This window comes from Pedobacter deserti (genome assembly GCF_024436415.1).
GTDB lineage: Bacteria > Bacteroidota > Bacteroidia > Sphingobacteriales > Sphingobacteriaceae > Pedobacter > Pedobacter faecalis.
In genome coordinates this window covers 2,410,296-2,435,783 of sequence record NZ_JAFMZQ010000001.1, presented here as the reverse complement: position 1 = coordinate 2,435,783, position 25,488 = coordinate 2,410,296, and the positions used below count along the sequence as shown (strand labels likewise).

Below are 25,488 nucleotides of genomic sequence, written 5' to 3'. Positions count from 1 at the left end.
TGCTGTAGAAGATGTTATATGCTGTAGTAGATATTGAAACCACCGGAGGCTATGCATCTGCAAATGGAATTACCGAAATCTCCATCCAGGTGCACGATGGTACGGCGGTGGTCGACACCTTCGAAACGCTCATCAATCCTCTTCAGGATATTCCTCCTTATATTGAAGCATTAACAGGGATTAGTAATGAAATGGTGGCTACTGCGCCCACGTTTGAGATGGTCGCCGAACGCATTTACGGGATGCTGCATGATAAAGTATTCGTAGCCCATAATGTCAATTTCGATTATTCCTTTATCCGGCACCAGCTCAGCGGTTGCGGCTACGATCTGCAATGCAGAAAACTCTGCACGGTTAGACTAAGCCGAAAACTGCTGCCCGGGCATCGCTCCTACAGCCTCGGCAAACTCTGCAATGCACTGAATATAGAGATCAAACAACGCCACCGTGCCGGCGGCGATGCGGCTGCGACAGCTATCTTGCTGGGCATGCTTATAGCGGCCGACCAGGAAGGTTTCATACCACACACCTTAAAGAAAGCTTCGAAAGAACAGGTGCTTCCACCCAACCTGTCCAAAGCACAAATTGATCGGATACCGGCTGGTGCGGGAGTATATTATTTCAAAGACAGCAAGGGCAAGGTCATTTATGTGGGTAAGGCCAAAAACCTTCGCAAGCGTGTCTGCTCCCATTTTACTGGCAATAACACCGGCAGGCAGCGACAAAATTTTCTGAAAGACATCCACACCATCGATTTTGAACTATGCGGCACTGAGCTGATGGCATTTATCCTGGAAGCTGCAGAAATAAAACGGCTTTGGCCCGAGAATAATCGTGCCATGAAGCGGTATGAGCATAAGTATGCGCTGTACACCTTTGAGGATCAGAAAGGCTATATCCGTTTCGGCATCGATAAAGCCAAAAAAAATCTGACGGCGCTTTACAGCTTTAACACCTTGCTGGAAGGACATAATTTATTGCGACTACTCATCAAATCGCATTTATTGTGCGAAAAGCTCTGCTGTATACAGCGTGTGGCTGCAGCATGCACAGCACACGCACAAGGCAACTGCACCGGTGCTTGTATCGGTAAGGAATCTGCCGCAGCCTACAATGTGAGGGTAAAATATGCCATAGAAGAACTTAGGTCCATGCTGCCCTCTTTTGCACTGATCGATACCGGCAGGCATGACGACGAACAAAGCTGTCTGCTGGTAGAGCAGGGCCGGTTCTATGGCATGGGTTATATTTCCCACCATGCTGACATCGCCGAACCGGAAGCGCTGAAATCTGTCCTAAGCCCCTACCCATCAAACGATTATATTCTGAATCTGATCGTTTCTTACGCTGCCCAGCATCCTCACAAAAAGCTCGCCCTCAAAGGCAGCCATATTATCGCGGAGGCCGTCTGACTATCGGATCACCGGAAACTGGGAGATACGCAGTTCCGTGCAGCCGTAGGGAATTAATGTGATCTCTTCAGTCTGCTTATCCGTCTCAAGCTGGAAGATGGTACTGAAAGGCAGCGGTCCGGCCATTTCATTATACAACTGCCAGCTCGGAATGCGCTTGGCCTTGGTTTTGATCTTTAGCGGAGCCCCTTCCTGATTCCATGGATATGCCGGAAAAGGCTTGTCGGCTTTTTCAACGATATAATTCTCCGCGAGACGGTCGTTTTGAACATTGAGGAGACCGTAGTTCCAGGGCGTGGTCGGCTTAACTTCATAATAACCTTCACCATACTCCTGCGGGTCGAGGGTATTTTTCACATAGTGCTTATCCTCGCCTATCTTCAATCCGTACACCAGAGGGCCCCGTTCTATAGATACCGAACGCTCTAACCAGGTATTTTTATAAATATGCATAGGCAAGACGAGCTCAATCACATCGCCAGATTTCCATTCACGTACTATTTTCACAATCTGGTTGCCCTTCTCTTCTTTATATACCTCACCATTGATACGGATGGTCGCGTTTTTACACCACTCGGGAATTCTCAGGTGAAACGGAAAGGTGGCCGACTTCTTCTTCAGGAAATTGATCCGGAACTTAATATCCTCATTAAACGGATAATTGGTCTCCTCAACTATACGCACGGGTATATCATTCGCCACCTTCAGCGTCACCTCACTAGGCGAGTACACCAGTGCCGCAATTCCCTTATCGGCGGTAGCGTAAAACAAGTTCTGCGTAAACTTTGGCCACCCCTGATGCATATTGGAGGTACAGCAAGGATAACCTGTAAGCACCCCATAACAAACGTCAGTTCCGTGATGGTTCACCTCAAAATTCCTGGTCTGACGCGTAGCCATCACCTGATTGGCCTGCTGAAAATACTGGTGCGTGAGAAAATCATCTGAAGCCTGTGCCGGAAGCGCATTGAATGCAATCTTTTCCAGGTGATCAGCAAAGCCAATATTCCCGGTAATTTCCAGCATACTTTCCAGGGAGAACATCATTTCTACTGCCGAACATAGCTCAGAACCCTGCGTTGGGTTGTTACCATGCAAAGCTTCGTCGCCCCCATAAAGGCCATGGGCCATGCCATTGTAGTGCATCAGATCCTGAAATCCCTTTTTCGTCGCATCCAGATATTTTTGTTCGCGGTGATGCTGGTAATAAATGATGGGCGTTTTAATACCCTGGGCCAGATTGACGCAATGAATACTGGCCGGCGTGGCAAGCAACCTGCTATTTAAGAAGGCATTGGTATAGTCGAAGGTCTGCTTATAGATCAGGTCGCCGAGCTCAAGCAAAAAGTTCTCTTTGGTAATGCCGTGGAGCCAGTACACCATCATCAGGTTGTCGCCGCCACGGTACCTTGCCCAAAACGTCCAGTTATCCAATGGTTTAGCAGGCAGTTCCTTTAGCTGATACTTAAAGTAGTTCGTCATCAGCCGGATCACCCGCTGGTCGCCCGTAGCACTGTAATATTGTTTCAACACTTTCAACATAACCATTTTAGGCCACCAATCCTGGCTATTGTCGCGCTGCATGCCGTATTCATACGGATAGTCTTTGGCGGGGCCAAAGTATCCGTCGGCCCGCTGACTTTTAATTGCCCATTCTACCCAAGGTTTAGTCTTGGCAATGAGTTCCTTATCATCTAAAATATAGGCCAAAGGCAACAGTCCGTCGAGCCAGTACGGTCCTCGCTCCCACTGATCCCCATCGCCACCCAGCCAGCCGTTTCGCTCGCCCATCACGATCGGATAAAGCTGATCAAGTTTGCCGGTAGACCCGGTTTTCTGGCGGACAAGCATTTCGCGCAGCCAGCCCTGGGGCTTGATAGCGCCGAGCGGAAGTTCTTTATAAGGGTTTTCCGATAAGGCGGAAGATTGTGCCAAAACGTTGAAGGGCTGGGTGCAGACTGCCAGCAACAGTAAAAGGTATCGTTTCATGTGGTTTTTAAATGCGGTATGTATGAATACAAAATAACTGAGGTTGAATTTAATACAATTAACCCAGGGTCTCAAAAGCTATTCAATTTGTTTCAAAGCGTTGTGCCAGAGAAGTCGCACCTCAAATTGGTGGTGCCTTTTTGTACTTTTGAGTAAAGATCAGCATTGAAAAGGATACTCACCGCTACACTATTTGCTTTTATTGCCATCACCAGTAATGTGATTGCCCAGCCCTACTATTTTCGGAACTATCGCGTAGAAGACGGCTTGAGCAACAATACGATCTTTACGGTGACCCAAGACCAACGAGGTTTTATGTGGTTTGGCGGCAAGGAAGGGCTGATCAGATTTGACGGCAGCAACTTCAAAGCCTATAACGACGCAGGCTATCCGGAAAGCGTCCGCGGGTTTATCCTAAAAATTGTGGCTGCTGGAGATGGAGCTATATGGATGGCGACCAGGGCGGGTGTATATAAATTCAACGACCAGACAGAAAGATTCTCATTGTTGAAACAGATTCCCCAGATTGAAATAGAGAAGCTCGCTGTGGACAGCCGGGCTAATATATGGGCCATTGCAGGTCGTAAGCTGTATCGTTACAAAACCCTTCGTAAAGAAACGAAGAGATTTTCAGTCGGCCAGGACGCCGACATCGCAACTTTTAACACAAACGGAGAGGCGATGTGGCTCTGCACCACCTCGGGCTATATTTACGAGCATATAAATGATGGGGACCGCTTTGTCTGCGCGAACCCAGACGATCCCCTTGCCACGGGCCACGGACGGATCACAACAATATACAGCGCAGGCAGCACCGTGTTTTTGGGATCGACTACGGGGTTGATCGCTTTTGATCGTCAGTCGCGAAAACACCGGTATGTCATTAGCTCCAATACGTTTGGTCAGCCAGTATACGTCAGAAACATGCTGCAGAAAAGTGAAAATGAGTTTTGGATTGCTACAGAGGCTGGTATTGTCATTTATAACCGTAAAACTCAAAGCATTTCGCGACTGACGCGAAGCTATACAGACCCTTATGCCCTTAGCGACAATGCCGTTTATAGTTTATTTAAAGATGTGGAAGGCGGCATATGGGCAGCTACGTATTTTGGAGGTTTAAGCTATTATCATCCAAGATTATCGGTTTTTAAAAAGTATTTTCCCAACTCAGCCTCAGACGCAATAAGTGGAAATGCGGTCCGTGAGATATGTAAGGATGAGTACGGGAACCTCTGGGTTGGGACAGAAGATGCCGGACTGAACAAAATTGAAAAAACAACAGGTAAAATTATCAGCTTTAGAAGTGCTCCGAAGAAAGGCGCCTTGTCATCTGACAACGTACATGGGCTGCTGGCCCAGGGAAAAGAACTATGGGTAGGCACGTTTGAACGAGGTTTGGATATTCTCGATATCAAAACCGGTAAAGTCATCAGGCACTACGGGGCTGAAAGTTCTTCGAGCGGACTAAAAACGAACTTCATCAACGTTTTATATAAAACCAAAAGCAAGATCATATATGCAGGGACGGACCGGGGACTTTATGCCTACGACCCTGTCGCAGATCGCTTCAGGCTGACAGAAGGACTGCCTGGCGACTGTTATGTGACGACGCTGCTTGAAGACCATGAGGAAACGCTGTGGGTGGGCACCGTCCGAAACGGTGTGTTTTTTAAAGAGAGATCAGGTAAAAAGTGGCTAAGCTATAAACATAGTGATACTGAGGACAACAGCCTTAGCAATAACATGATATCGGATATCTTCCAGGATAGCGACCATCATTACTGGTTTGCCACGGAAAATGGCGGACTTAATTTCCTTGACAAAAACAAGAGAAGGTTCAAGAGGATTACCCTAGACGATGGATTGCCGAGCAATCTTGTTTTAAAAACACTTGAAGATGCAGAAAAAAACATTTGGGTAACCACCTCCAAAGGGTTAGCGCGATATAACCGCAAGGCCGGGAACTGGACTATTTTTGATCAGCCTCAGGGACTTCTGACTGATCAGTTTAACTACAACTCTGGGCTGAACGACAAAGGAACTTTTTGCATAGGTACAATACGCGGACTCATAAGTTTTCAGCCAGCCGAGTTGCAGTTGGCGGCCGTCCTGCCACGTGTCTACATTACAAGCTTTAAGGTATATAACACTGAACTTAAGATCGACAGCAGTATATTAAAGAGATCGATAAGCTATACGGATACCGTACAACTCAGACATGATCAGTCGTCCTTCAGCATCGGTTTTTCGGCATTGAGCTTTATCGCTCCGCGGGTTAGTCAATACCTCTACAAGATGGACGGACTCGACACAGCCTGGACCTTCCTGAACAACAATAATATAGCCCACTTCACCAAGCTGTCGCCCGGCACCTACCGTTTCCGCGTAAAGCCGGCAGCTACACCAGATACGCCCGGCGCGGAACAGCAACTCGTGATCGTTATAGACAGGCCCTTTTGGCTCAGTCATTACGCACTCGCTTTTTATGGTGTGTTAATCCTAGGAGTGTCGACCTGGCTCATTTCCAACTACCGCAGAAAAAGCAGGGAAAAGACCGAGCGACACTTAAAACAGCTTGCGCTCAATAGAGAAAAAGAGATGTACCAGTCTAAAATAGAATTTCTGACGAATGTAGCGCATGAAATCCGGACTCCCCTTACCTTGATTAAAGGCCCGTTGGAACAGGTCATGGATGAGGTCGGCCAAATGAAGTCAGTATCTAAAAGCTTAAACAACATCTCTCGCAATACGGAACGGCTAATAAAACTCAGTGATCAGTTGCTCGATTTCCGCAGAGCAGAATCTGAGCTGGCCGGCAAAACCAGTGCGCAGATTAATTTATCTGCCTGCCTTCAGGAAATCATTGATGCCTATTCCGATATGGTAGCTAAGAGCGAAATTCGGTTAAAAAGCCAACTGCAACCCGGTGTACTGGCCCGTATAGACGAAGAATCGTTCACCAAGATAGTTGACAACCTGATTGGAAATGCTGTTAAATACGCCAAGAGTGCGGTATATATTGAGTTCCAAACAGTTGAAAAGGACGCTGATTTGTGCATGAAGGTGGCTAACGACGGCTTCGTGATACCAGCACATTTAAAAGAAAAAATCTTTGAAAGTTTCTATCGCATCCCGGATACAGCACATATTTCCGGATCAGGAATAGGTCTCACTTTAGCGAGATCGCTAGCTGAATTGAACGGTGGTACACTTGTGCTGGAAACAAATGAAGCGATGAATATATTTGTCCTGAAGCTGCCGCTATGATGAATGCAACAATTCTTTTGATTGATGATAACCCGGAGATACTTGAGTTCATAGAAGATTCAATCGCTGCACATTATCAGGTTTTGAAGACTCAGCAACCCATGCTTGTTGAAGATATACTCAGAGGAAATCCAGTAGATCTGATCATCAGCGATGTTATGATGCCAGACCTCGATGGCTTTGAACTATGCCGGCAGCTCAAATCCAGCATGGCCTGGTGCCATATCCCACTCATACTGCTTACGGCAAAAAATACGCTTACATCAAGGATCGAAGGGCTCGAAACCGGGGCCGATGCATATATCGAGAAACCCTTTTCACCCCGGCACCTGCTGGCGCAGATCAAAAATCTGCTCGAAAACCGAGACACCATCCGAAATTACTTTGCATCATCGCCGCTAAGCCATTTAAAATCAACAGCGGGCAACAATGCAGATGAACAGTTTCTGGCAAGACTCAATGATGCAATCACCAGCAACCTGGACAATCCGGGCTTTGACATCCAGTCGCTCGCAGATCTATTGTGCATAAGTCGGCCCACACTCTATCGCAAGGTGCGTTCCGCCTCTAATCTTACCCTAACGGAGATTATCACTTTAGCCAGGTTAAAAAAAGCCGCAGCCTTGCTGTCGGAAGGCACTTACCGAATATCAGAAGTCGCAAACATTACCGGTTTCAGCTCGCCTAACCATTTCAGTCGCAGCTTCTTCAGGGCATTCAAAATGTCGCCAAGTACCTTCATCAAGAACCTGGAATGACCTCGCTGTATTAATGCGGCAGCCTGTCTCGTATAAGCCCATACACCCAGGTGCCGGCAATGGCACTTAACAAAGTCACCGCAACGACCGTCGTCCCAGTGCCGATCTGCGCGAAAAGCGGTCCTGGACAAGCACCGGTAAGCGCCCAACCGAAACCGAAAATCAAGCCGCCGTAAATCTGCCCCTTGTTAAACGTTTTCGGAGCAATCTTAATCAGTTCGCCGTAGATGGTTTTTATCTTGAACCGCTTTATTATAAAGATAGACACCATCGCCGTTATCACCGCGCTGCCAATAATCCCGTACATATGAAAGGACTGCAAACGGAACATTTCCTGGATGCGAAACCAACTTATCACTTCCGATTTTACGAAGACGATACCGAACAGCAGGCCAACGAACAGGTACTTAAGGTTTTTCATATGCCGTGGTTAAAGTGAAAGTATCAAAGGTAAAATCAAATTGGCCATGGCAAATCCGCCAATCATAAAACATATAGTAGCCACAAGCGATGGCCATTGCAAATTAGCAATGCCCATAATGGCGTGCCCGCTTGTACATCCCCCGGCATAGCGCGTACCGAATCCGACGAAAAAACCACCGACAATGATCAGTAAGAAGCCCTTCATGGTGAGCAGCGACTGCCAGTTAAATAATTCCTCGGGAACCAGATTATCGTAGTCGGTGATTCCATATCCAGCGAGTTCTCCTGCCAGGGCTTGGTTTATTTCTACCGGATCTGGATTCGACAAAAAGCTGGCAGCGATGATTCCGCCTAAAAATATTCCGAACACGAAAAGAAGGTTCCATACCTCATTTTTCCAATTGTATTTGAAAAACGGAATGTCCGCAGGGATACACATCGCACAGATATGTCGTAACGATGAGCTGATACCAAATGATTTGTTGCCGATAAGCAATAGTGTGGGTACGGTAAGCCCGATCAGCGGACCAGCAACGTACCAGGGCCAGGGCCCTTTCAATACTTCCAGCATATCTTTTTCCATTGAGCTAAATATCGGAAAAATCCACTTGCGGGACAAGGCGCGAGGGCTTACACAAAGTCGATCCCTACCCGGGCAATGTGTTCCAGTAATTCCCTATTGTCGATGTGGTGGTATAGCGCAATATCCAGCTGATAAGGAAGCAGCAGATCATCCAATTCCATTTCGATATGGTGTAATTGTCCTAAGCTAAGTTCCGGAGCCACCAAAACCAGATCAATATCAGAGCCAGGTCTGAAATTGCCCTTTGCGCGTGAACCATACAATAGCACCCGTTCAACCTTCGGAAACTTTCCAAAGACCTCCTGCATGGCACTAATGGTTGATTCCTTGAGCCCGTACCGCATGGCAGCTATGAAAAAATATCTGTTTGCTGCGCCGACAGGCTGAGCATTCTCGATTCAAACTCCCTGAACAAACGATAATAGAGCGCCTGGATGTCTTCGGCTATTTCTTCAGCAGTTTCTTCATTATAGGTATGCGAACTCTTGTTCCGGCTTTTAATCATCTCCATCCAGCCCTCGCCATCCACAATTAGACCTGTCTTGAATGCTTCTCTAGACGCATCTCTTGAACCAGTGATGGAACTATTTCCTTGATAGATAAAATAGTCCTTCATAACATTCCAGGCCAGTTCATGGGTAAACTCGAAAGCCTGAATCAGCCCTTGCTGTTCCAGGTCACTTAGCGTTCTGACCTTTCCCAGTTCAACAGCTTTTGATAAACGCTCCAACGCCTTTCGGTAATTGGAAAAGCGCTGCTTCCACCTGATGTCTTGCTCAGCCATAATTAATCAAATAGAGGCCGGCAAAGTACAAAAAATTCTCCGAGAACTTATGAAGCTGGCCTTTGAACTACCCTCTAACAATTTAAGATCCTAAAAATCCCTTCGTTCTCGACAATCCAAAGCCCCAGGCGCTCATCTGTAATCCCTTTCTGAAGGCGATAGGTAAATACAGGCTGCCCGGCAATCATTTTAGTCTCCAGAAATCTAAAATTAATATTTTCCCTCTTCTCAAGTTTCTTCGCTACCTCAGTTATATGGGTGGACACCATAAAAAAACTGCTTTTGATCTTAGCAAAGGAATCGATAATGGAAAGCGACGCGTCATAAGCATCCTTTACATTTGTACCTCTGAACAGTTCATCGAAAATCACAAGCATACTCTTTGCCTCACGAACCTTTTCGGCCACATGCTTTACCCGCTTCACCTCGGTATAAAAATGGCTATACCCTTCGTTGAGGCTGTCTGGCAGGTTTATCGTCGTAATTAATCCATCTAAGACACTAAACTCCATATGCTTCGCGGGAACGGGCAAACCAAGATGAGCGAGATAAACACATACGGCTACAGACTTGAGGAATGTCGATTTTCCTGCCATGTTCACCCCGGTAACGAAACATACATTTTGATCCTGTGAGAAATTAATATCGTTGGTTACAGGATCCTTCAAAAACAAATGAAACGCTCCTTGAATTGTTAGAACATGTGATGTGTCTGTCTTCAATATGGGATAGCTTAACCCATATATCTTGCCTGCTTTCACGACCGCGACCGACGCGTCCAACTGGTAAATGAGTTCGAGAAGAATTTTGACCTCTTTAAGCAAACTCTTTCTGATCGTAAAATTACATCTATTTAATTGGCTGATATTCAATATGCCAGGACGGGTGTCTATCCCTGAGCGAATATTTACATCCTTCAGTAACCCTAAAACAGCATCTTTAATAGCTAAAAGCAACTCGGGAATTTCGCCCTGAAGATCATCACAAAATGCTTTAATGACTTTGATAAGATCCAGGAGCTCATGAACACCGCGAAGCTTATTGTAGCTCTCCTGAGTAAGTCCTGTAAAGTTATTGATCGCCTCCCATACCACTCCAATCTTACTGAAAGGCTTGGGCGAGCTCCTTTGGTTAACAAAATATTCAATAAAGTCGACGGCCTCCTTGTCGAAATTCAGTTCTATTTCATGCTCAAGCAAATAGGAAAACAACGCATGCCTGCTCGCCAACAGCTCTGCGTCCACCAATGGGTTTTCAAAGATGAGCTTTAGCTTTTCACTTCCACCTAGTGTAGAGGTCTGGTTGAAAAGGGAAAATACACTTTTGTCGCGCTTTTCGACCCCAAATATCTGAAGATCCCTGAAGGTTTGAGCATCGACGTCGAATCTTTTCATTAAATTTATCTGGCCGCGAAAGGATTGCCTAATCGTAAATATAAAAAATAAGTTCAAGTCTTACGCCTATTGCAGCTGCAAAACGTTAGCCCCAAGTGGTTCTTCCATTTTCCGCTCCAGCTTTTTATCGTGAACAATAACCGTGATTTCCAAAGAGCCCGTACTCACCGTCGCCTCGAGCAAATGCCCGCCCCAGGCTTTGAAAGAAGCATCCGTGACTACCCCATGCACATGCAGGGAAGGCTTCTCCTTTTGCCAGGCGATCGACCCATTTCAATCCGCTTTAGTGCTCACCCAGGTGATCGCCTCATCCAGTTCAGACAGCGTAAAACCTTTGGCCTCACCCGGACTCACGTAACTGAATAAATCTGTAAACTTTTCTACGGCCTTCTGATCGGTCACAATCGACATTTTCTTCCAATGGGTGAAATGCTTAATACCCGCAACCAGATCACTCCACCAGGCTCCGGCCGTAAAATTCTCTACAGGCGTTTCCAGCACCAGCAAATAGTAGATCTCATTATACTCCTCCGCCAGCGCCTTCAACCCCGGCAGCAGCACATTGTCCAAGTCATTTTTATCCACTTCCCCGGCGGCGCGGACACCCAATACATAATCAGGCAGGTTTTCAATTTTAGTCAGCATAACAAGATTTAAAAGACAACAAATCCATACCGGGATGGTTTGTATGATCCACAAACGCGTCCACATGTTCACCACCCTGGAGGTAGCCATCGACAAACGCGGCAGCAAACTCTTCGTCGACAACATCCCCCAAAAGACTCCAAAACCTGGGCGACCTATGGAAAGACCTCAGCAGCCCGGAAATCAAAACTGCCAACACGAAAATCCTGAATACTTTGCTAAAAGATCAAGAAGATAAATTGATCTTCCGAAGCAATCTCCCGATGATCACCTGCCTGCTTCCACCTTCAAACTCGACCAGCATCGCCCCATTTCTGCCACGAACACACTTACTACCAATCCGAACAGCCCGGCAAAGCTGTCCCCTCCATACAGACGCCGTCTGCCTGTCCCCAAGATAGATGTATTCCATTGACCTTGGTTGATAGAAAAAGAAAAGCGGGAAAGCATCATTCCGACCCTTCCCCGCTATCTAAATTAACGCTCTGTTATAATAAACGCTGGATCTTCGATTTATTGTGTAAACCGCCTCTGAGCGTCTGATTAGTCAAACGCGCAGTTATTGCCCGGATTGGAACACTTTGTTCGAAAAGTATCGTCAGAGGCCGAAATCCGAACTGGCCGCGTTGGATCCAACCCATTTTCTACGATCAGCTTCAGGAAAGTATCGAAATTATTTTCGAAGAGCAGAACGGGCAAAAGCAAATGCGTGTTATCATTAACGGTAATGAAAGGATTGTCGAAAAAAGAAGATGGGATTCATTTAAAGTGAGGCAATCTATTTATGCTAAAGTGCTTTTATCCATCTTTTGAAGCAGCCTCCGATCGTGATATGCCTCTTGCCATTTCCAAACACCACAAGCATTGCCCCATTTTCCTGTACATTACAATGCTGATTCCATTATAGTGGAATTAGCAACGCTGGACTGGCCAACTAACGAGATCAAGGAACCCACTAAGGCTTCGGATGGAAAGCCTCAGCAGAAGTTTCACACGCTACTTTTCCAACTTGGCAGCTTGTACAGCTATAAACTTCGGTAAATAGCTTGGGGTACAATTTTTTGCGACCATCTCGTCTTTATACAAGCCGGTTCGCTCGCCTAGCGCAATGCAGCGGTCCCGGTACTCAGGCTGAAAGACACCGATCTGACCAGCTGTAAAGTTCATGGCCCATTGTACTTCCGGCGATTCTTCTTCTATGCGTTTCTCTATCACCTGCAACAGCTCTTCAGTATTCGGTGGAGGCGTTTGACCAACCCACCGCAGACGGGCCTGGTAATACCAGTATGCTCTTCTTTGTAAAGCGGAAGGGCTATCTGACCAAGCCTGCATCAGAGCTATGGTTTTCCTGTCTTTAGAAAGTTGGTTCGCCATCAGCCAGTCCAAAAGCTGGCTTTTTTCTTGCTGACTGTGACACTGCATGTCCTTGTCGAGTTGATTGATGGCCTGCTGCGATAAAAGTTTGGAATCCATAATCAGAATGGCAAGCTGTCGGGCTAGAAAACTGCCTGATCCCCACAACTCCATAGCTAAACCATGGTCTTTTTTAATTTCTTTGGCAATCTTCCTAAGCTCCCCAAGTTTAGTATCCTTCTTGCTGATTTGCGCGAGGATTTGCGCTGCTGTAGAACTACTCATAGGCCTCCGTTACCAGATTTACTAAAATGAGCGAGCCGATCTTTTGACTCTACTCACAATTGATCCTTTTTCCTCATCATACATTGCACGTCCCCGTCATTAAAATACCACTCCAGCCCATAGCCCTCAGGATCCACATCCGGCAAGCTGGTCAACTGCTCAAATGCACGGCCTATCGCACTAACGTCAGACATAAAGTCCTTGACAATAATCGAAAGGTAGTCTCCTTTTGGAAGCACGACCTTTTCCAGACCTAAAGCATCCAGTTCCCCTGGTGAAAGCGCTGTCGCCCCGGCTTTATATATCATGGTCCGATTCTCCCATCTGGAGATACCAAAATACTTGCGCTCATAAGACAAGGGCACTTTGGCATGCAATTGCTTGTGAGCCTTTAAGGCCCCCTCTGGAAACGTCTCTGCAGTCACGCAATAGACCGTCAAATTTTCCGGAATCATGTAGTTCTCTATCATAGCACTATGATAAATTTCTTAACAAAAAATCATTTGCTGCTTTCATCCTTTAAGCCCTTAAGCAGCGCGTAGATCGCCATAGCATGTCCATGCCCAAGATCAAATTCTTCCTTTAACCATTTGGTGATGTCACCCGCCTTTACGGCCAGTTGCCCGTTAACTGTAAAACCCCGCTCTCCAGCCAGTGCCCTGAAATCCGCTGCAGTCTTACCGGTCTTGTCCTGTATCGCCTTTAAATATCCTTGAAATGACATATCTCATTGTTTAAATTTTCATATTAAGCCACCTTTCACCGCTTGCTCCGGACAAAAGGAAAAAGATGTCTGAAGCCTTCATTGCGCAGCCAAACGCTGCCCCACATCAAAATACCAACATAGACCGGAAAGAAGGTATGAGAGAACAGCGGGCTGTCTATTCTTAAATGCGAGGCAACGGCCCCGCCAAGGTGAGCGGTAAGCAGAACAGCCCCTAAAATCCTGGTGCGGGGGATGACAAACAATATCAACGGCAAAAGCGCTGACAACCCATGTACAATGATATGGTGGTCCTTATAGCCTAGCTCACCAATAGTTGTCCGGATTACCGGCTCAGGCTTTATAAACTTGATGACCCCGTCAAATAGCATAAATAATACCACCATCCAATGCATAATAATCCCAGCCCATCTGCCGGCCTTTGAATTTTCAGTGCTTTCCATTTTACGATTGGGTTTGATTAAAATTGATCATCCAGCGAATACCGAACTGGTCCTCGAGCATACCAAAATAGGCGCCGCACTGTCCATTAAAGTAAAGATAGGTATCTGTACCGGTCATATTTTAAAAGTTTACAAGCAAAGTTAACAAGCATACGACGGAATTTAAAGGTGTAAATACGGCATTATAAGGTGCAAATACGACATTATTAGACGGGTGTTACAGGTGCGATTACCGTACAGCAAAATCGCAGAATAGATTTGTCACCAGTTGCAGAGCTGGATGAGCTGGACGAAAAATTGAAGTTAGACCGCAATATCTTCGATATATTGGACGAATCACTTGAAAGCCTCAAAAACCTGTCTAAACTAAACTCCGGGGCCGATATCGAAGGAAGGCATTATATCATTGGCTCGATCTTCCCCGAAAAATTCGATTTTGATGGAACCATAGATCGAACCAGCAAGATGAATCTGGCCTTCGAACTTATCTATCACATTAACAACAGGTTAGAAGGCAAAAAAAATAGAGTTGGCTCTAAAAAAAGAACCAACTCTAACCAAGTACCCCGGAAGAGGTTCGAACTCCTGACCCACGGTTTAGAAAACCGTTGCTCTATCCAGCTGAGCTACCGAGGCATTCCCTTTAGGAGCGCCAAAGATATAAAATCGGCTAATTAAGCGCAAATCTTATTGTAAATAAAAAAGGCTGGTTTTACAACCAGCCTCTTATATCTTGCAATGGATTACTTAGTGTTTTTCTTCTCAGTAATTTCTGTACGGATTTCCTGAGCAAGTCCCTTCAGTTCCTGCATTGCCTTACGTACTCTTGTACCAGCAGCGCCATTTCCTGAGTTGTAAAATTTGTCAGCATCAGCCTCTACGCTTGCAACCAATTCTTTCAGTTTTGAAAATTTGTCCATGTCTTTCTTCGTTTAAGATTTTAATATTTTTTTAATATATCGCTCTAAAGTAATTCTTTATTGAATATAGTCCAAAAGAATATTCAACAATCTTTTTTAATTTTTTTTAACTGTTCAACATCACAATATGGCCTGTGCGGACCGACTCGTCGCATGCCAGGGCAATCTTTAAGCTGTTCACTGCGTCGGCCGTAGCGTCCGAAAGATCAGCATCGCTGCGTATCGCCTCGAGAAAGAATCGCTGCTCCCTGTTGCAAAGCTCCTGATGATCAGGCTCATCGCTTAAATCGACCCATTCGTCTGAACGTGCAAACAGGCCATCCGCCCCTAGTTCGGCATGGTGAACCTTCAAAGATTCTGTCTTGGTATGCGCATCTATATTGTCTGAATTTCCGCTGGCTGAGGCATTTTTTGCGACAATGGAAACACTGCCCTTGGGGCCTATCACATCTTTAATAAAAAACGCTGTTTCACTCATCATCGGCCCCCAGCCTGCCTCGTACCAACCAATAGAACCGTCCTCAAAACGGATCTGCATCTGACCGTAATTATAGTTCCAGGCCGGAATATCGTCGGTAAGCCTAGCTCCGATCGCGCTCACCTGTACAGGCCGCGAGCGGGTCATCTGGCACATCACATCGATATAATGTACCGCGCAGTCTACAATCGGACTCAGACTGTTCATCAGATTGCGGTGCACCGTCCATTTGGCGCCGCTGCTCTGCTGGTTCAGGTTCATACGCATCACCAGTGGTTTACCGGCCGACGCCGATAGCTGAATGAACTTCTGCCAGGAAGGATGATACCTTAAAATGTAGCCCACTACCAGTTTCTTTCCATTCCTGCGTGCGGCCTCAGCTACGCGTTCGGCTCCTTCTACCGTATCTGCAATTGGCTTTTCAATAAACACATGGCAGCCGGCGTCGAGAGATTTCACTGCATAGGCTTGATGGGTATCCGGATATGTCGCGATACACACGGCATCGGGTCGTGTGGCTTCAAGCGCCTCGTAGAAATCACTGAACAAGGCATAGCCGCCGCCAAGCCGGTTGTTCAGTGTCTCTTTGCTTTGGCCGGTGGATACCAGTCCGCAAATCTCAAACCCGTCCATATGGTGATAGGCTATGGCATGGGAAGCGCCCATATTGCCGCAGCCTACCACAAGTACCCGAAGGGGCTTATCCGTATTCATCTCTAAGTCCATGCTTATATACCAAGCGTCCAGCCTGCCCGGTAATTTCTCTTTACAAACTGATTTACTTCATCAAAATTGGTGACTTTCAGGTTTTGCTTATCCCACAGCAGCTTGATGTCGCGACCTGGGTAACTGATCCTTCCGTTGGCATCTCTGCGCTGCACATCAATTCCTCGAATGGCCAGATTTGCGATCAGCAGTGTTTCGGTGAGGGGACCAGCAGTTTCAAAGGGCGAACTCAGTTCCATCTTGCCGTAGCCAGCAATGGAGGCCTCGGCAAATTGTGCATAATGGCCATCCTCCTGTCCGGGCACCCTGGTTATGCTCACTTTGGTTTTGTCGGATTCGTTTCTTGAAAGCGGAAGTAACTTTGGATTCATGCCATAGGTTTCGCAGATCATCTTGCCCTTTGTTCCTATAAACAACACGCCATTATCACCAAAGCTTTCATTCGGACCCAACTCCTCTGGTCGCTCCGGCTTTATACCACCGTCCATCCAGTGAAGCTGCACATCATCTTTAGCCTTTCCTGTTTTATTGAAGGTCATAATGACATGGCTGGAAGGGGGACAACTCTCAGGGAAATAGCCTCTTCTGAATTCATCTACATATACGCTGCCCACGCTGCATTCTACGCTTACCGGCGTCTCGAGCCCTAAGACCCTGAAGGGTGGCTCTACCAGGTGACAGCCCATATCGCCTAGTGCGCCTGTACCGTAATCCCACCAGCCGCGCCAGTTGAAGGGTACCATTTTATCTATATAAGGTTTGTACGGCGCACTGCCAAGCCATAAATCCCAGTCTAATTCTTTTGGAACCGGTGCTGTTGTGGTAGGCCAGGCTATCCCCTGCGGCCACACCGGCCGGTCGGTCCAGCAATACACGGTATGTACCTTCCCTATCTTACCCGCGTTATACCATTCCTGTAAACGCCTTACCCCGTCGCCGGAAGCGCCCTGATTTCCCATTTGGGTAACTACCTTATAACGTTTGGCTGCTTCGGTGAGCATCCTGGCTTCGTAGACATCATGCGCCAGGGGCTTCTGCACGTAGACGTGCTTGCCCAACTGCATGGCAGCCATCGCGATCTGAGCATGGGTATGGTCGGGCGTAGACACCGTGACCGCATCAAAATTGTTCGCTTCTTTGTCGAACAGCACCCGGTAGTCTTTATAGTATTTCGCTTTCGGGAAATTGCGTACAGAAGTAGCCGCGCGGCGATCATCTACATCACATAAAAAGGCTACATCCGTTTTGCCGCCTTTCACAATCAGGGAAATATCGCTCTCCCCTTTCCCCCCTGCGCCAATACCGGCAAGGAGCAGGCGGTCGCTCGGCGCCAGAAATCCTTTTCCTCCAAGAACATGTCTCGGCACGATCATAAATCCGGCTGCGGCTATGGCGGCAGTCTTAAGGAAGTCGCGGCGGTTCCTGGCCGCCTCAGGTTTGTTTGCTTCTACTTTCATCTAGGTTTTGGTTATGTGGTATAACCAAATCTATACAAAAAGACCTGTTAATCCAACAGTCCTTTAACCAAACCCTTCCATTGCGGATACGACAACCCGATCTTGGCACTCCAGCCTACTAGTGTATTTCTGATATTATCAAGTGTATGGGTCGTGCTGGTATTAGGCACCTCGTTCCGCGCATGCTCTTCTGCAAAAACTTCCTTGCCTATGCGCTTGACCTGGAAGGTAGACGTGGCACTGTCCTTCAGAAAATGCGCGATGTTCTGATCGTCGTTCATCGGGTTTACCGATGGCCTCACCGTCATGGTCAGCACATCAGCATCCGGATACTTCTGTGCACTGATACGCTCAATCCGTACCCAGTCGTAACCGCAACCCGCCAGCGTGCCCGGGCCCGGCACATCAATCCGGATATAGTCGCCGTCTACTGCCAGGCGTTCGGCGCGCACCCTGGAACTGCCGATAAGCTGAAAGGTCGACATAGGAAGTTTGGCCATATTGGCCCACTGGTTTACATCGAGCATCCTGTTTTTCACCTGCTCAAAAAAAGCCATTGCCTCCTGCTCAGAATCAAATGTCCGGCGTTCCACAGCATTCATCTCCGAGCCTACCTTTTGTTCGGGGACCTCTTCTATACCATAAACCTTATCCGCTTCCATAGGCGTAAAATTGTACAAATAAAACAGTTTCAAACCTTAAAGGTTTCGGAAACAGGGTTTTCAGCAACGATAACAGGTATAAAAAACAAGGCGTCCCACCTTATACGGAGGAGACGCCTTGATATACCTGTAAATATGGCTTACAAACTATTTAGCCACACTAAACTTGTAAACAGATGAGGTCTTATACTGCTCGCCAGGGTTTAATACCGTAGAAGGGAACGACGGCTGATTCGGGGAATCCGGGAAGTGCTGTGTTTCCAGCGCAAGTGCAGTCCGGAAATCATCTTTAGCCCCGCCTTTGAATACGTTCTTGCTTTGCATGAAGTTACCCGAGTAAAACTGCAGACCAGGCTCTTGGGTATAGATATCCATCACGATGCCGGTTTTGTCGCCTTTTACCGTAGCTGCATGAGTCATGCCCATCCCCTTGGTGCCGTTAAGCACGAAATTGTGATCGTACCCCGTACCTGCCTTCAACTGCTCGTTGTCCTGCTCAATGCGCTCCCCTATGGTTTTAGGCGAAGTGAAATCGAAAGGCGTACCTTTTACGTCGGCATGCTTTCCTAAAGGAATCAACGTGGTATCCACCGGTGTGTACTGATCAGCAAAGATCTGGAGGGTGTGGTTCAGGATTGTTCCGCTTCCCTCACCATTCAGGTTAAAAAACGCGTGATTGGTCAGGTTACACAAGGTCTTTTTATCGGTTGTAGCCTCGTAATCCATTTTCAATTCATTATTGTCAGTTAAGCTGTAGGTCACCTTAACGTTCAGGTTTCCCGGATAACCTTCTTCCATATCTTTCGATAAGTAGGTAAGCACCAAGGTACTGCTATCGGGCTGCTGCGCATCCCATACCACATATTGGAAGCCCTTTTTCCCGCCATGAAGTGTATTCTGACCATTGTTCACAAACAGCGTGTACTGCTTGCCGTCTAAACTGAACTTGCCTTTGGCAATACGGTTACCATAGCGGCCTATGGTAGCGCCGAAGTATGGCTCGGTAGATTTCTCGAAGCCTTCTACACTATCAAATCCAACCACCACATCAACCAGGTTACCGGCACTGTCGGGAACAAGCAAACTCACCAGGCGACCGCCATAGTTGGTAAAGTACGCCTGCATATTATTCTTGTTCTTCAGCACGTACAGGTTTGTCCGCTTGCCGTCTATCTCCTTCTGGAACTTACTGCTGTCGAGCTGCACGGTGGTCACAGTACTGTCGCCCTGCGCCGAAGCATCTGTTTTTGCCGGCTGATTACAGCCCGCTGCTGCAAGAACAAGCGCTGCTGCTAAAATGGTGTTTAGTGTTCTTTTCATTACAATGAGGTTTAAATATTTGGCACATCGATATGGCCGATGAAGGATGCTAAATTAAAACAATTCTACTAACGAGCAAAAATGCGGCGTATATTTACGTTTGTGTTGTACATGACTAAGAAATTATGAAGATAGCTACCTATAATGTAAATGGAGTAAATGGCAGACTGCCGGTGCTTTTGCGCTGGCTTAATGAAGCGCAGCCCGACGTGGTTTGCCTGCAGGAACTGAAAGCCCCGCAGGAAAAATTCCCCGAGCAGGCCATTAAAGATGCTGGCTATCACGCCATTTGGGCCGGACAAAAGAGCTGGAACGGTGTAGCTATCCTATCGCGCAGTGAAGATCTCCAGGAGATCAGGCGGGGACTGCCCGGCGACGATGAGGATCTTCAAAGCCGCTACCTGGAAGCTTCTATAGGGGGTATACTTGTCTGTTGCCTGTATTTGCCCAATGGCAATCCTGCGCCCGGACCTAAGTTCGACTATAAACTGGCCTGGTTTGAACGTTTCCGGCTTCATGCCGCGCGTTTGCTGGAAACGGGACTTCCGATCGTGATGGCGGGCGACTATAACGTCATGCCTACCGATCTGGATGTGTACAAACCAGAACGGTGGGTAGATGATGCGCTTTTCAGGCCGGAAACCCGTGCTGCGTTTAAGGCGGTTACCGATCAGGGCTGGACGGACGCTATACGTAAGCTTTATCCTGACGAGAAAATCTATACCTTCTGGGATTATTTCCGCAATGCCTATGGCAGGGATGCTGGTCTGCGTATCGACCATTTCCTGCTTAGTCCCCAATTGGCGCCGCGACTTACAGAGGCGGCGGTAGACCGCCATGTACGCGGCTGGGAAAAAACCAGCGACCATGCACCTGTATGGATCAAGATTACGTAGAAGTACGAAGGCTTTTGGGTATATCTGATAAAACTTAGGGGAATTTCCATTTGTTACTTGACTAAACATCAACGTAGTAACTATGGAAAATTTAAAAGATTATTTACCGGAAAACCTGAAAGGTAAACGAATACTGATCTCCGGTGGAACAACCGGCATCGGCCGCGCAACAGCTATACTGCTGGCATCAGTTGGCGCCAGGGTAATGATATTTGGTCGCAGCCCGGAACCCCTTGAGGAAACGCTTCAAGAGATCCGGTCACTGGAGGGTGCAGGCGAATGCTTCGGGATCACTGCGGATGTTGCACATTCCGACGAGATTGAACGTATCTTTTCGGAAGCCGACAGCCAGCTTGGGGGACTGGACATCATGATCAACAACGCGGCTCTTGCGTTTCAGGGTATAAGCGACGGGAATTATTCCGATTGGCAATATATCGTGCAAACGAACTTGCTGGGCTATATGGCCTGTGCACACGAAGCAATCAAGAGACTTGAAGCCAATGGTGGTGGCCATATTGTAAATATCGGATCAATGAGTGCCGATGTTCGTGAAGAAGGAAGCTCCGTGTATGTGGCCACCAAGTCGGCCATACAAGGCTTCTCGGAAGCACTGCGCAAAGAGGTCAACAAAAAAGGCATTAAGGTAACCCTCATCGAACCGGGTGCCGTGGGTACCGATATGCAGCCCAGCTCGGCCGAAGAACAACGGGAAAACATCGAGAAACTGGAAATGCTTAAGGCCGAAGACATCGCCATGAGCGTACTGTATTGCCTGGCACAACCTAAACGATGCGATGTGGTAGATCTGAAGATCAGACCGCACTTACAGATCATTTAACTTATAAATATCTTATGGACAAATTACCAGTTACAGCTTGGGCTGCCAACGCGCAAGAAGATCTGCGTAACTTGGCACCGATTGCGCAAATGGCGCAGGCTGGCATCAACTTCGAATGCTATCTTACCAACGATTCCCTTTGGCTCGTTGCCGAATGGGAAAACAAAGAAAAAGCTGCCTTCAGGATGGCCTTTGCACCTGCAGATCATCTGAGCCTGGGCGACATAAAGCATGAAGGAGATCTTTATACTTTCTATTTAGACTCCTCGTCGCTGGATTATACTGTGACCCTGGAGTTCCCCAACCCTTCACGGCCGCTGTTTCACTTCAGGGCAGAACTAACCCCTTCAACAAAGCTGCTTATTCCCTACTGGCCCAAAGACATCATTCCGCTTCAAAAGAACGGACAGATTAAACAGAAGGGCGGCAAGATCCATGCAGCACAGGTTGGAACCAGATCTGGTATTCTTTACTTCACGATGGAAAAACCGGCAACCGGATCAGTCTTCTACTTTCAGAACCTGACTGCGCTCAACGACTATTGCGAGCTTACGAAAACATCTGCCGGGGGACTGGTTGGCGGCGTATGGCCGGAACTTGGCTTTTCGCTCCCCGGCACTATGGAAGAAGCGCTTCCCGCCGGGCAAATGGTAACGGTGTCCGACGCCTATGTGCTGCTTACTGAGGAAGTTCCCGCTACCAATATCGAGATATGCAGGTCCTATCTGGACAATCTGGCGGCCATTTATACGCTTATTCCCAAGCCCGATACGGAGTATCACGACTGGCTCGACATTGGCGAGAAAGGATTGGCCGACCTGGTGTCGCACAAGGGCTGCTGGACCCATGCCGATGGCAACCAATACCTGAATGCTTATGTGAGCGATTACAAATCGCCGCCCGAGATCATGGTGCAACTGGCCGTGCTCTTGCCGATGATCGAGTATGGAGAATGGAAAGGAAAGCACATTGAAAGCATTGAACACATCAAACGTGGTCTGCCGGCCTTCTACGATGAAACCCTTAAAACCGTAGTGCGCTGGCTGCCTGCCAAAGTCGATAATCTGGATGGATCTGAAGAACAGAAACAGGATCGTGTAATGGACTCCTGGTATCTGCACCATCCGCTGATGAACCTGGCCAGACTGGCTGTTTATAAGGATAAGAAAGCGGAAGAGCTCCTACTTGGCTCCGTCGACTACGTTATTAAGGTTGCCAAGCATTTTAACTACCAGTGGCCTGTTTTTTACAAGATGGACACGCTTGAGGTAGTAAAGGCGGAAACACAACCAGGAGCAGGTGGTGAAATGGACGTCCCTGGTGCATATGCCAAACTGATGATTGAAACCTGGATGCTTACCAAAGACAAAAGGTATCTCAATGAAGCAAAGCGTGCAGTAAAAAAACTGGATAAGCTTAGTTTCGACCTCTTTTACCAGGGAAATAACACCGCCTTCGCTGCCGTTGCCCTGCTTCGGCTTTACAAGGAAACCGGCGACGAACATTATCTCGACTTAAGCTACGTATGTATTGCTGCAATAATTAATAACGTACAGCTTTGGGACTGCAACTATGGAAACGCGAAATACTACCCAACTTTCTTTGCCATTTTCCCCTTGCGAGATGCGCCGTATACGGCAGCTTATGAGGAGCAGGAAGTCTATTCAACCTTGCATGGCTACCTTGAAGAGGCTCGCGACATAGAACTGCCAGACTCGGTGAAGCTATTGTTATCAGAAATGATCAAGTATGTCATCGCACGCCTGCCTTACTACTATCCTCCAATGCTTCCGGAAGATTTGCTCAGCGAGGAAGTTAATACCGGGGAAATCGATCCTAACCTGTGGGTGGCGCTGGAAGACCTGCAGGACGGCTGGAACAAGTCCGGTACTGTGGGACAGGAGGTTTACGGTGCGGGTATCGCCTTTGGGGTACTGCCAAGGCAATATTTTAAGATCCCGGGAGAAGACTTTCTCCTGTTCACCGACTATCCCGTAAAAGATTTCCGCACCTCTAAAAAGCGTGTCACCTTGCACACCGATGGAAGCGAGATGCTGGGGTGCCGCTTACGAGTCATCTTGCCAGACAATGACAAGAAGAAATACAAGTTTACACTCAGCACTGGTAAAGGAAAACAGCTGCAAGAAATGGAGGCCATAGATCATGGCAATGCGATTGAGTACGCACTAACCGGAAATCAATTGGTTAAGTTAGAGTGGTAGCCTTAACAAAAAAGCACAAAGAAAAAGGGCATCAATATTTGATGCCCTTTCCATTAAATCGAAATTTTTAAATTATACTCGCCAGCTTACTGGCCTACTGCAGCTTGAAGCTGAGGCCCCTCAATCATTGCGCGAAGCTCAGTCGCATGCTGTAAGTGCATCTTCAGCGCAGGTAACTTAGCTCCAGCCCAGTTTCTCAAGTCGCCATCAGGAACGCCTCTTTCTGCACTTGCTGAGGTGAACAGATTTACTGCATCTGTATGCGACAATACCATGATGCGGGCAAACTCCCTGTCAAAAGCTGCGCCCGTTAAAGGTGTCAGCATATCCATTAAATCCTGTTCCTTGGTTAGAAGCTCTTCAGGAACACCCCACTCTTTTTGCGCTGCCAAACTGTGCATTTCATTTCCAACGACGGTATGATCTGTTACCATATGTTCACCGTAGGTACGCACAGCGGCGTTAGACCCACGCTCCATAGCCAGCGCTCCTGCCTGGATTTCAAACATATTGCTACTCGACGCTTTAGTAACAAAATCCTGATTGCTCATTGCAAAGTCGTTATCATCGTCATCTTTACACGACGAGAGTGAAAATACAGCCACTGCAGCTGCGAACAGCATAGTAAAACTACGCATTTTGAAATTTAAGCTTGTGATAAACATAATATTGAATTATTTTATAAGGTAAAAATACAATTTTCTCTAACAACCGATTAAAGCCCGAAAAGTTTCATCTCTTTTTAAAATTTCGAGCACTATATCCGGATTATTTGGCCAATCGGCTGTTTAATGAACGTCTAACGGTCAGGAGCCCGGACCCTATGGCCAGCAAGCCCATCACAACGTGCGGAAGGAAGACCTCGCTGGCATAACCCAGCAGCCAGGGCGAAGCAGCCAGCAACACCCCAAGCAACACATCCATATTCAGATGGCCAGACATCGGGATCACCCGCATTACACCGCCCTCATAGTCGGTCATGAGCGACATCACAAGGATCAATATCCCCGCAAACACTGCAACGCCTGCGCCGGTGTCCGAATGGTCAAAATTCAGGAGCCATGGAGCGGCGATCAAAACGGCTCCCGACATATAGTCGAGAACAGCATGAAATTTTCTACTAATAATATGCATAACTTTAGTTAATTGGTACACATCACTAACCTCTGGCAAAGCAAATGGTTTATCCGTCAACTACTTGATTCACAGTATTAATTACCTATTAACATTGCTATTTCCCGCTAAATAAAACGCAGTTGTGGCGGCACATCAAATAAAAAAGCCCTGCTGAAAATATATCAGCAGGGCCACAGAGATGATTTATGTATAAACAGGGATTTAGGCGGTTGCACCAACGTTGGCTTCCGACATTGCAATTTCGGTAAGCAGCACGTCTGTTTCCTTTTCCTCTGCCAGCGTAGCAGCCAGAAGTTCTTCAGCTTCCGTATGCTCCATCAACTTAGCGTAAGTTACCAGGCATCCGTAGCTGGCAATTTCATAGTGCTCTACTTTCTGTGCGGCCGAGATCAAGGCTGCGTCAAGTACTTCAGGTTGACCTTCGAAACTTTCAAGTATTTCGTCTGCTTCGCTCAGCAAGCCTTCCATTGCTTTACATTTTTTGCCCCTCGCGGTTAAGTCAACAGCCTGAAAAACTTGTTTTAAACGTTCAATTTGTCCTTCAGTTTGGGTATAGTGCGTTTCAAATGCAGTTCTCAGCTTCTCGCTGCCTGCAGCCGCAGATAATTTCTTAAGTCCTTTTAATAATTGCTTTTCTGCACCGAGCATATCTCTAAGCTCGTCAACGAATAATTCGTGAAGGTGTGCGTTCGGCATGTCTTGAGATTGTTTTGAAGTTGCCATAGTCTTGTGTTTATGTTCTTTATAAATAGATTTCTGGCTATACTAC

General features: G+C 47.1%; 28 protein-coding genes and 1 tRNA gene. 6 read left to right on the top strand and 23 right to left on the bottom strand.

The window, feature by feature from the left end:
• Nucleotides 1-11: 11 nt before the first annotated feature.
• Nucleotides 12-1,412 carry an exonuclease domain-containing protein gene (locus J3P40_RS11100; protein ID WP_256005531.1) on the top strand — a complete coding sequence of 467 codons (1,401 nt, stop codon included), beginning with the start codon at nucleotides 12-14 and terminating at the stop codon, nucleotides 1,410-1,412.
• Here the strand turns inward: J3P40_RS11100 and J3P40_RS11095 are convergent, their stop codons facing one another.
• Entirely contained in the window at nucleotides 1,413-3,401 is a 1,989-nt protein-coding gene (locus tag J3P40_RS11095) for a beta-L-arabinofuranosidase domain-containing protein (protein WP_256005528.1), read from the bottom strand.
• 165 nt (nucleotides 3,402-3,566) lie between these two features.
• Here J3P40_RS11095 and J3P40_RS11090 point away from each other — a divergent pair, with 165 nt between their 5' ends.
• Nucleotides 3,567-6,668: a ligand-binding sensor domain-containing protein gene (locus tag J3P40_RS11090; RefSeq protein ID WP_256005525.1), complete on the top strand. Its 3,102-nt coding sequence runs from the start codon at nucleotides 3,567-3,569 to the stop codon at nucleotides 6,666-6,668.
• A complete protein-coding gene (locus J3P40_RS11085) occupies nucleotides 6,665-7,426 on the top strand; it encodes a response regulator transcription factor (RefSeq protein ID WP_256005522.1) in 762 nt (253 codons plus the stop codon). Before J3P40_RS11090 ends, J3P40_RS11085 begins: the two co-directional genes overlap by 4 nt.
• Nucleotides 7,427-7,436: 10 nt before the next feature.
• On the opposite strand, the gene J3P40_RS11080 is transcribed toward J3P40_RS11085, so the two are convergent.
• The 19 genes from J3P40_RS11080 to J3P40_RS10990 all read right to left on the bottom strand — a co-directional run bounded on the left by J3P40_RS11080 (nucleotide 7,437) and on the right by J3P40_RS10990 (nucleotide 19,623).
• On the bottom strand, nucleotides 7,437-7,847 hold the full coding sequence (locus J3P40_RS11080; RefSeq protein ID WP_256005519.1) for a DUF6691 family protein: 411 nt from the start codon (nucleotides 7,845-7,847) through the stop codon (nucleotides 7,437-7,439).
• 9 nt (nucleotides 7,848-7,856) lie between these two features.
• Nucleotides 7,857-8,432 carry a YeeE/YedE family protein gene (locus tag J3P40_RS11075; protein ID WP_256005517.1) on the bottom strand — a complete coding sequence of 192 codons (576 nt, stop codon included), beginning with the start codon at nucleotides 8,430-8,432 and terminating at the stop codon, nucleotides 7,857-7,859.
• 47 nt (nucleotides 8,433-8,479) lie between these two features.
• On the bottom strand, nucleotides 8,480-8,776 hold the full coding sequence (locus J3P40_RS11070) for a nucleotidyltransferase domain-containing protein (RefSeq protein ID WP_256005515.1): 297 nt from the start codon (nucleotides 8,774-8,776) through the stop codon (nucleotides 8,480-8,482).
• Nucleotides 8,777-8,781: 5 nt separating this feature from the next.
• Nucleotides 8,782-9,216, bottom strand: coding sequence for a nucleotidyltransferase substrate binding protein (locus tag J3P40_RS11065; RefSeq protein WP_256005513.1), 435 nt, complete (start codon nucleotides 9,214-9,216; stop codon nucleotides 8,782-8,784).
• Nucleotides 9,217-9,290: 74 nt separating this feature from the next.
• Nucleotides 9,291-10,610 (bottom strand): MutS-related protein, encoded by a 1,320-nt coding sequence (locus J3P40_RS11060; RefSeq protein ID WP_256005510.1) that lies wholly within the window; start codon nucleotides 10,608-10,610, stop codon nucleotides 9,291-9,293.
• A gap of 66 nt (nucleotides 10,611-10,676) precedes the next feature.
• Nucleotides 10,677-10,874 (bottom strand): PCC domain-containing protein, encoded by a 198-nt coding sequence (locus J3P40_RS11055; RefSeq protein ID WP_370687729.1) that lies wholly within the window; start codon nucleotides 10,872-10,874, stop codon nucleotides 10,677-10,679.
• Nucleotides 10,875-10,883: 9 nt separating this feature from the next.
• A complete protein-coding gene (locus tag J3P40_RS11050; RefSeq protein ID WP_256005506.1) occupies nucleotides 10,884-11,255 on the bottom strand; it encodes a SpoIIAA family protein in 372 nt (123 codons plus the stop codon).
• Complete coding sequence (locus J3P40_RS11045; protein ID WP_256005504.1) at nucleotides 11,245-11,454, bottom strand: hypothetical protein; 210 nt, start codon at nucleotides 11,452-11,454, stop codon at nucleotides 11,245-11,247. The genes J3P40_RS11050 and J3P40_RS11045 overlap by 11 nt, the downstream gene beginning before the upstream one ends.
• 27 nt (nucleotides 11,455-11,481) lie before the next feature.
• Nucleotides 11,482-11,667, bottom strand: coding sequence for a hypothetical protein (locus J3P40_RS11040; protein ID WP_256005501.1), 186 nt, complete (start codon nucleotides 11,665-11,667; stop codon nucleotides 11,482-11,484).
• A 584-nt stretch (nucleotides 11,668-12,251) separates the two neighbouring features.
• Complete coding sequence (locus tag J3P40_RS11035) at nucleotides 12,252-12,893, bottom strand: DNA alkylation repair protein (protein WP_256005499.1); 642 nt, start codon at nucleotides 12,891-12,893, stop codon at nucleotides 12,252-12,254.
• Nucleotides 12,894-12,946: 53 nt separating this feature from the next.
• Entirely contained in the window at nucleotides 12,947-13,363 is a 417-nt protein-coding gene (locus tag J3P40_RS11030) for a transcriptional regulator (protein WP_256005496.1), read from the bottom strand.
• Nucleotides 13,364-13,392: 29 nt separating this feature from the next.
• Complete coding sequence (locus J3P40_RS11025) at nucleotides 13,393-13,617, bottom strand: DUF4287 domain-containing protein (RefSeq protein ID WP_256005494.1); 225 nt, start codon at nucleotides 13,615-13,617, stop codon at nucleotides 13,393-13,395.
• Nucleotides 13,618-13,652: 35 nt separating this feature from the next.
• The gene (locus tag J3P40_RS11020) at nucleotides 13,653-14,060 is read right to left on the bottom strand and encodes a DoxX family protein (protein WP_256005491.1); all 408 of its coding nucleotides are present in this window, start codon (nucleotides 14,058-14,060) and stop codon (nucleotides 13,653-13,655) included.
• A 562-nt stretch (nucleotides 14,061-14,622) separates the two neighbouring features.
• Nucleotides 14,623-14,696, bottom strand: a tRNA-Arg gene (locus J3P40_RS11015).
• Nucleotides 14,697-14,803: 107 nt separating this feature from the next.
• On the bottom strand, nucleotides 14,804-14,980 hold the full coding sequence (locus J3P40_RS11010; RefSeq protein WP_256005489.1) for a BF3379 family histone-like protein: 177 nt from the start codon (nucleotides 14,978-14,980) through the stop codon (nucleotides 14,804-14,806).
• Nucleotides 14,981-15,086: 106 nt separating this feature from the next.
• Complete coding sequence (locus J3P40_RS11005) at nucleotides 15,087-16,184, bottom strand: Gfo/Idh/MocA family protein (RefSeq protein WP_256005486.1); 1,098 nt, start codon at nucleotides 16,182-16,184, stop codon at nucleotides 15,087-15,089.
• A gap of 2 nt (nucleotides 16,185-16,186) precedes the next feature.
• Nucleotides 16,187-17,641, bottom strand: coding sequence for a Gfo/Idh/MocA family protein (locus tag J3P40_RS11000; RefSeq protein ID WP_256005484.1), 1,455 nt, complete (start codon nucleotides 17,639-17,641; stop codon nucleotides 16,187-16,189).
• A gap of 47 nt (nucleotides 17,642-17,688) precedes the next feature.
• Entirely contained in the window at nucleotides 17,689-18,336 is a 648-nt protein-coding gene (locus tag J3P40_RS10995; protein WP_256005481.1) for a hypothetical protein, read from the bottom strand.
• A gap of 114 nt (nucleotides 18,337-18,450) precedes the next feature.
• Nucleotides 18,451-19,623, bottom strand: a complete 1,173-nt coding sequence (locus J3P40_RS10990; protein ID WP_256005479.1) for an aldose epimerase family protein — start codon at nucleotides 19,621-19,623, stop codon at nucleotides 18,451-18,453.
• Between the two features lie 125 nt (nucleotides 19,624-19,748).
• Here J3P40_RS10990 and xth point away from each other — a divergent pair, with 125 nt between their 5' ends.
• From xth to J3P40_RS10975, 3 genes are all read left to right on the top strand, one after another.
• Entirely contained in the window at nucleotides 19,749-20,519 is a 771-nt protein-coding gene (gene xth, locus J3P40_RS10985; RefSeq protein ID WP_256005477.1) for an exodeoxyribonuclease III, read from the top strand.
• A gap of 82 nt (nucleotides 20,520-20,601) precedes the next feature.
• Nucleotides 20,602-21,360, top strand: a complete 759-nt coding sequence (locus J3P40_RS10980; RefSeq protein ID WP_256005475.1) for an SDR family oxidoreductase — start codon at nucleotides 20,602-20,604, stop codon at nucleotides 21,358-21,360.
• A 14-nt stretch (nucleotides 21,361-21,374) separates the two neighbouring features.
• Nucleotides 21,375-23,582 (top strand): glycoside hydrolase family protein, encoded by a 2,208-nt coding sequence (locus J3P40_RS10975; RefSeq protein WP_256005472.1) that lies wholly within the window; start codon nucleotides 21,375-21,377, stop codon nucleotides 23,580-23,582.
• Between the two features lie 86 nt (nucleotides 23,583-23,668).
• On the opposite strand, the gene J3P40_RS10970 is transcribed toward J3P40_RS10975, so the two are convergent.
• From J3P40_RS10970 to J3P40_RS10960, 3 genes are all read right to left on the bottom strand, one after another.
• Nucleotides 23,669-24,220 (bottom strand): DUF4142 domain-containing protein, encoded by a 552-nt coding sequence (locus tag J3P40_RS10970; protein ID WP_256005469.1) that lies wholly within the window; start codon nucleotides 24,218-24,220, stop codon nucleotides 23,669-23,671.
• Between the two features lie 130 nt (nucleotides 24,221-24,350).
• Nucleotides 24,351-24,716: an SPW repeat domain-containing protein gene (locus J3P40_RS10965; protein WP_256005467.1), complete on the bottom strand. Its 366-nt coding sequence runs from the start codon at nucleotides 24,714-24,716 to the stop codon at nucleotides 24,351-24,353.
• A gap of 204 nt (nucleotides 24,717-24,920) precedes the next feature.
• On the bottom strand, nucleotides 24,921-25,442 hold the full coding sequence (locus J3P40_RS10960; protein WP_256005465.1) for a YciE/YciF ferroxidase family protein: 522 nt from the start codon (nucleotides 25,440-25,442) through the stop codon (nucleotides 24,921-24,923).
• Between the last annotated feature and the right edge of the window lie 46 nt (nucleotides 25,443-25,488).

Coding starts and splice junctions, on each gene's coding strand:
- J3P40_RS11100 (WP_256005531.1), top strand. CDS start 12: ATGTTATATGCTGTAGTAGATATTGAAACCACCGGAGGCTATGCATCT.
- J3P40_RS11095 (WP_256005528.1), bottom strand. CDS start 3,401: ATGAAACGATACCTTTTACTGTTGCTGGCAGTCTGCACCCAGCCCTTC.
- J3P40_RS11085 (WP_256005522.1), top strand. CDS start 6,665: ATGATGAATGCAACAATTCTTTTGATTGATGATAACCCGGAGATACTT.
- J3P40_RS11080 (WP_256005519.1), bottom strand. CDS start 7,847: ATGAAAAACCTTAAGTACCTGTTCGTTGGCCTGCTGTTCGGTATCGTC.
- J3P40_RS11075 (WP_256005517.1), bottom strand. CDS start 8,432: ATGGAAAAAGATATGCTGGAAGTATTGAAAGGGCCCTGGCCCTGGTAC.
- J3P40_RS11070 (WP_256005515.1), bottom strand. CDS start 8,776: ATGCGGTACGGGCTCAAGGAATCAACCATTAGTGCCATGCAGGAGGTC.
- J3P40_RS11065 (WP_256005513.1), bottom strand. CDS start 9,216: ATGGCTGAGCAAGACATCAGGTGGAAGCAGCGCTTTTCCAATTACCGA.
- J3P40_RS11060 (WP_256005510.1), bottom strand. CDS start 10,610: ATGAAAAGATTCGACGTCGATGCTCAAACCTTCAGGGATCTTCAGATA.
- J3P40_RS11050 (WP_256005506.1), bottom strand. CDS start 11,255: ATGCTGACTAAAATTGAAAACCTGCCTGATTATGTATTGGGTGTCCGC.
- J3P40_RS11040 (WP_256005501.1), bottom strand. CDS start 11,667: ATGGAATACATCTATCTTGGGGACAGGCAGACGGCGTCTGTATGGAGG.
- J3P40_RS11035 (WP_256005499.1), bottom strand. CDS start 12,893: ATGAGTAGTTCTACAGCAGCGCAAATCCTCGCGCAAATCAGCAAGAAG.
- J3P40_RS11030 (WP_256005496.1), bottom strand. CDS start 13,363: ATGATAGAGAACTACATGATTCCGGAAAATTTGACGGTCTATTGCGTG.
- J3P40_RS11025 (WP_256005494.1), bottom strand. CDS start 13,617: ATGTCATTTCAAGGATATTTAAAGGCGATACAGGACAAGACCGGTAAG.
- J3P40_RS11020 (WP_256005491.1), bottom strand. CDS start 14,060: ATGGAAAGCACTGAAAATTCAAAGGCCGGCAGATGGGCTGGGATTATT.
- J3P40_RS11010 (WP_256005489.1), bottom strand. CDS start 14,980: ATGGACAAATTTTCAAAACTGAAAGAATTGGTTGCAAGCGTAGAGGCT.
- J3P40_RS11005 (WP_256005486.1), bottom strand. CDS start 16,184: ATGGACTTAGAGATGAATACGGATAAGCCCCTTCGGGTACTTGTGGTA.
- J3P40_RS11000 (WP_256005484.1), bottom strand. CDS start 17,641: ATGAAAGTAGAAGCAAACAAACCTGAGGCGGCCAGGAACCGCCGCGAC.
- J3P40_RS10990 (WP_256005479.1), bottom strand. CDS start 19,623: ATGAAAAGAACACTAAACACCATTTTAGCAGCAGCGCTTGTTCTTGCA.
- xth (WP_256005477.1), top strand. CDS start 19,749: ATGAAGATAGCTACCTATAATGTAAATGGAGTAAATGGCAGACTGCCG.
- J3P40_RS10980 (WP_256005475.1), top strand. CDS start 20,602: ATGGAAAATTTAAAAGATTATTTACCGGAAAACCTGAAAGGTAAACGA.
- J3P40_RS10975 (WP_256005472.1), top strand. CDS start 21,375: ATGGACAAATTACCAGTTACAGCTTGGGCTGCCAACGCGCAAGAAGAT.
- J3P40_RS10970 (WP_256005469.1), bottom strand. CDS start 24,220: ATGCGTAGTTTTACTATGCTGTTCGCAGCTGCAGTGGCTGTATTTTCA.
- J3P40_RS10965 (WP_256005467.1), bottom strand. CDS start 24,716: ATGCATATTATTAGTAGAAAATTTCATGCTGTTCTCGACTATATGTCG.
- J3P40_RS10960 (WP_256005465.1), bottom strand. CDS start 25,442: ATGGCAACTTCAAAACAATCTCAAGACATGCCGAACGCACACCTTCAC.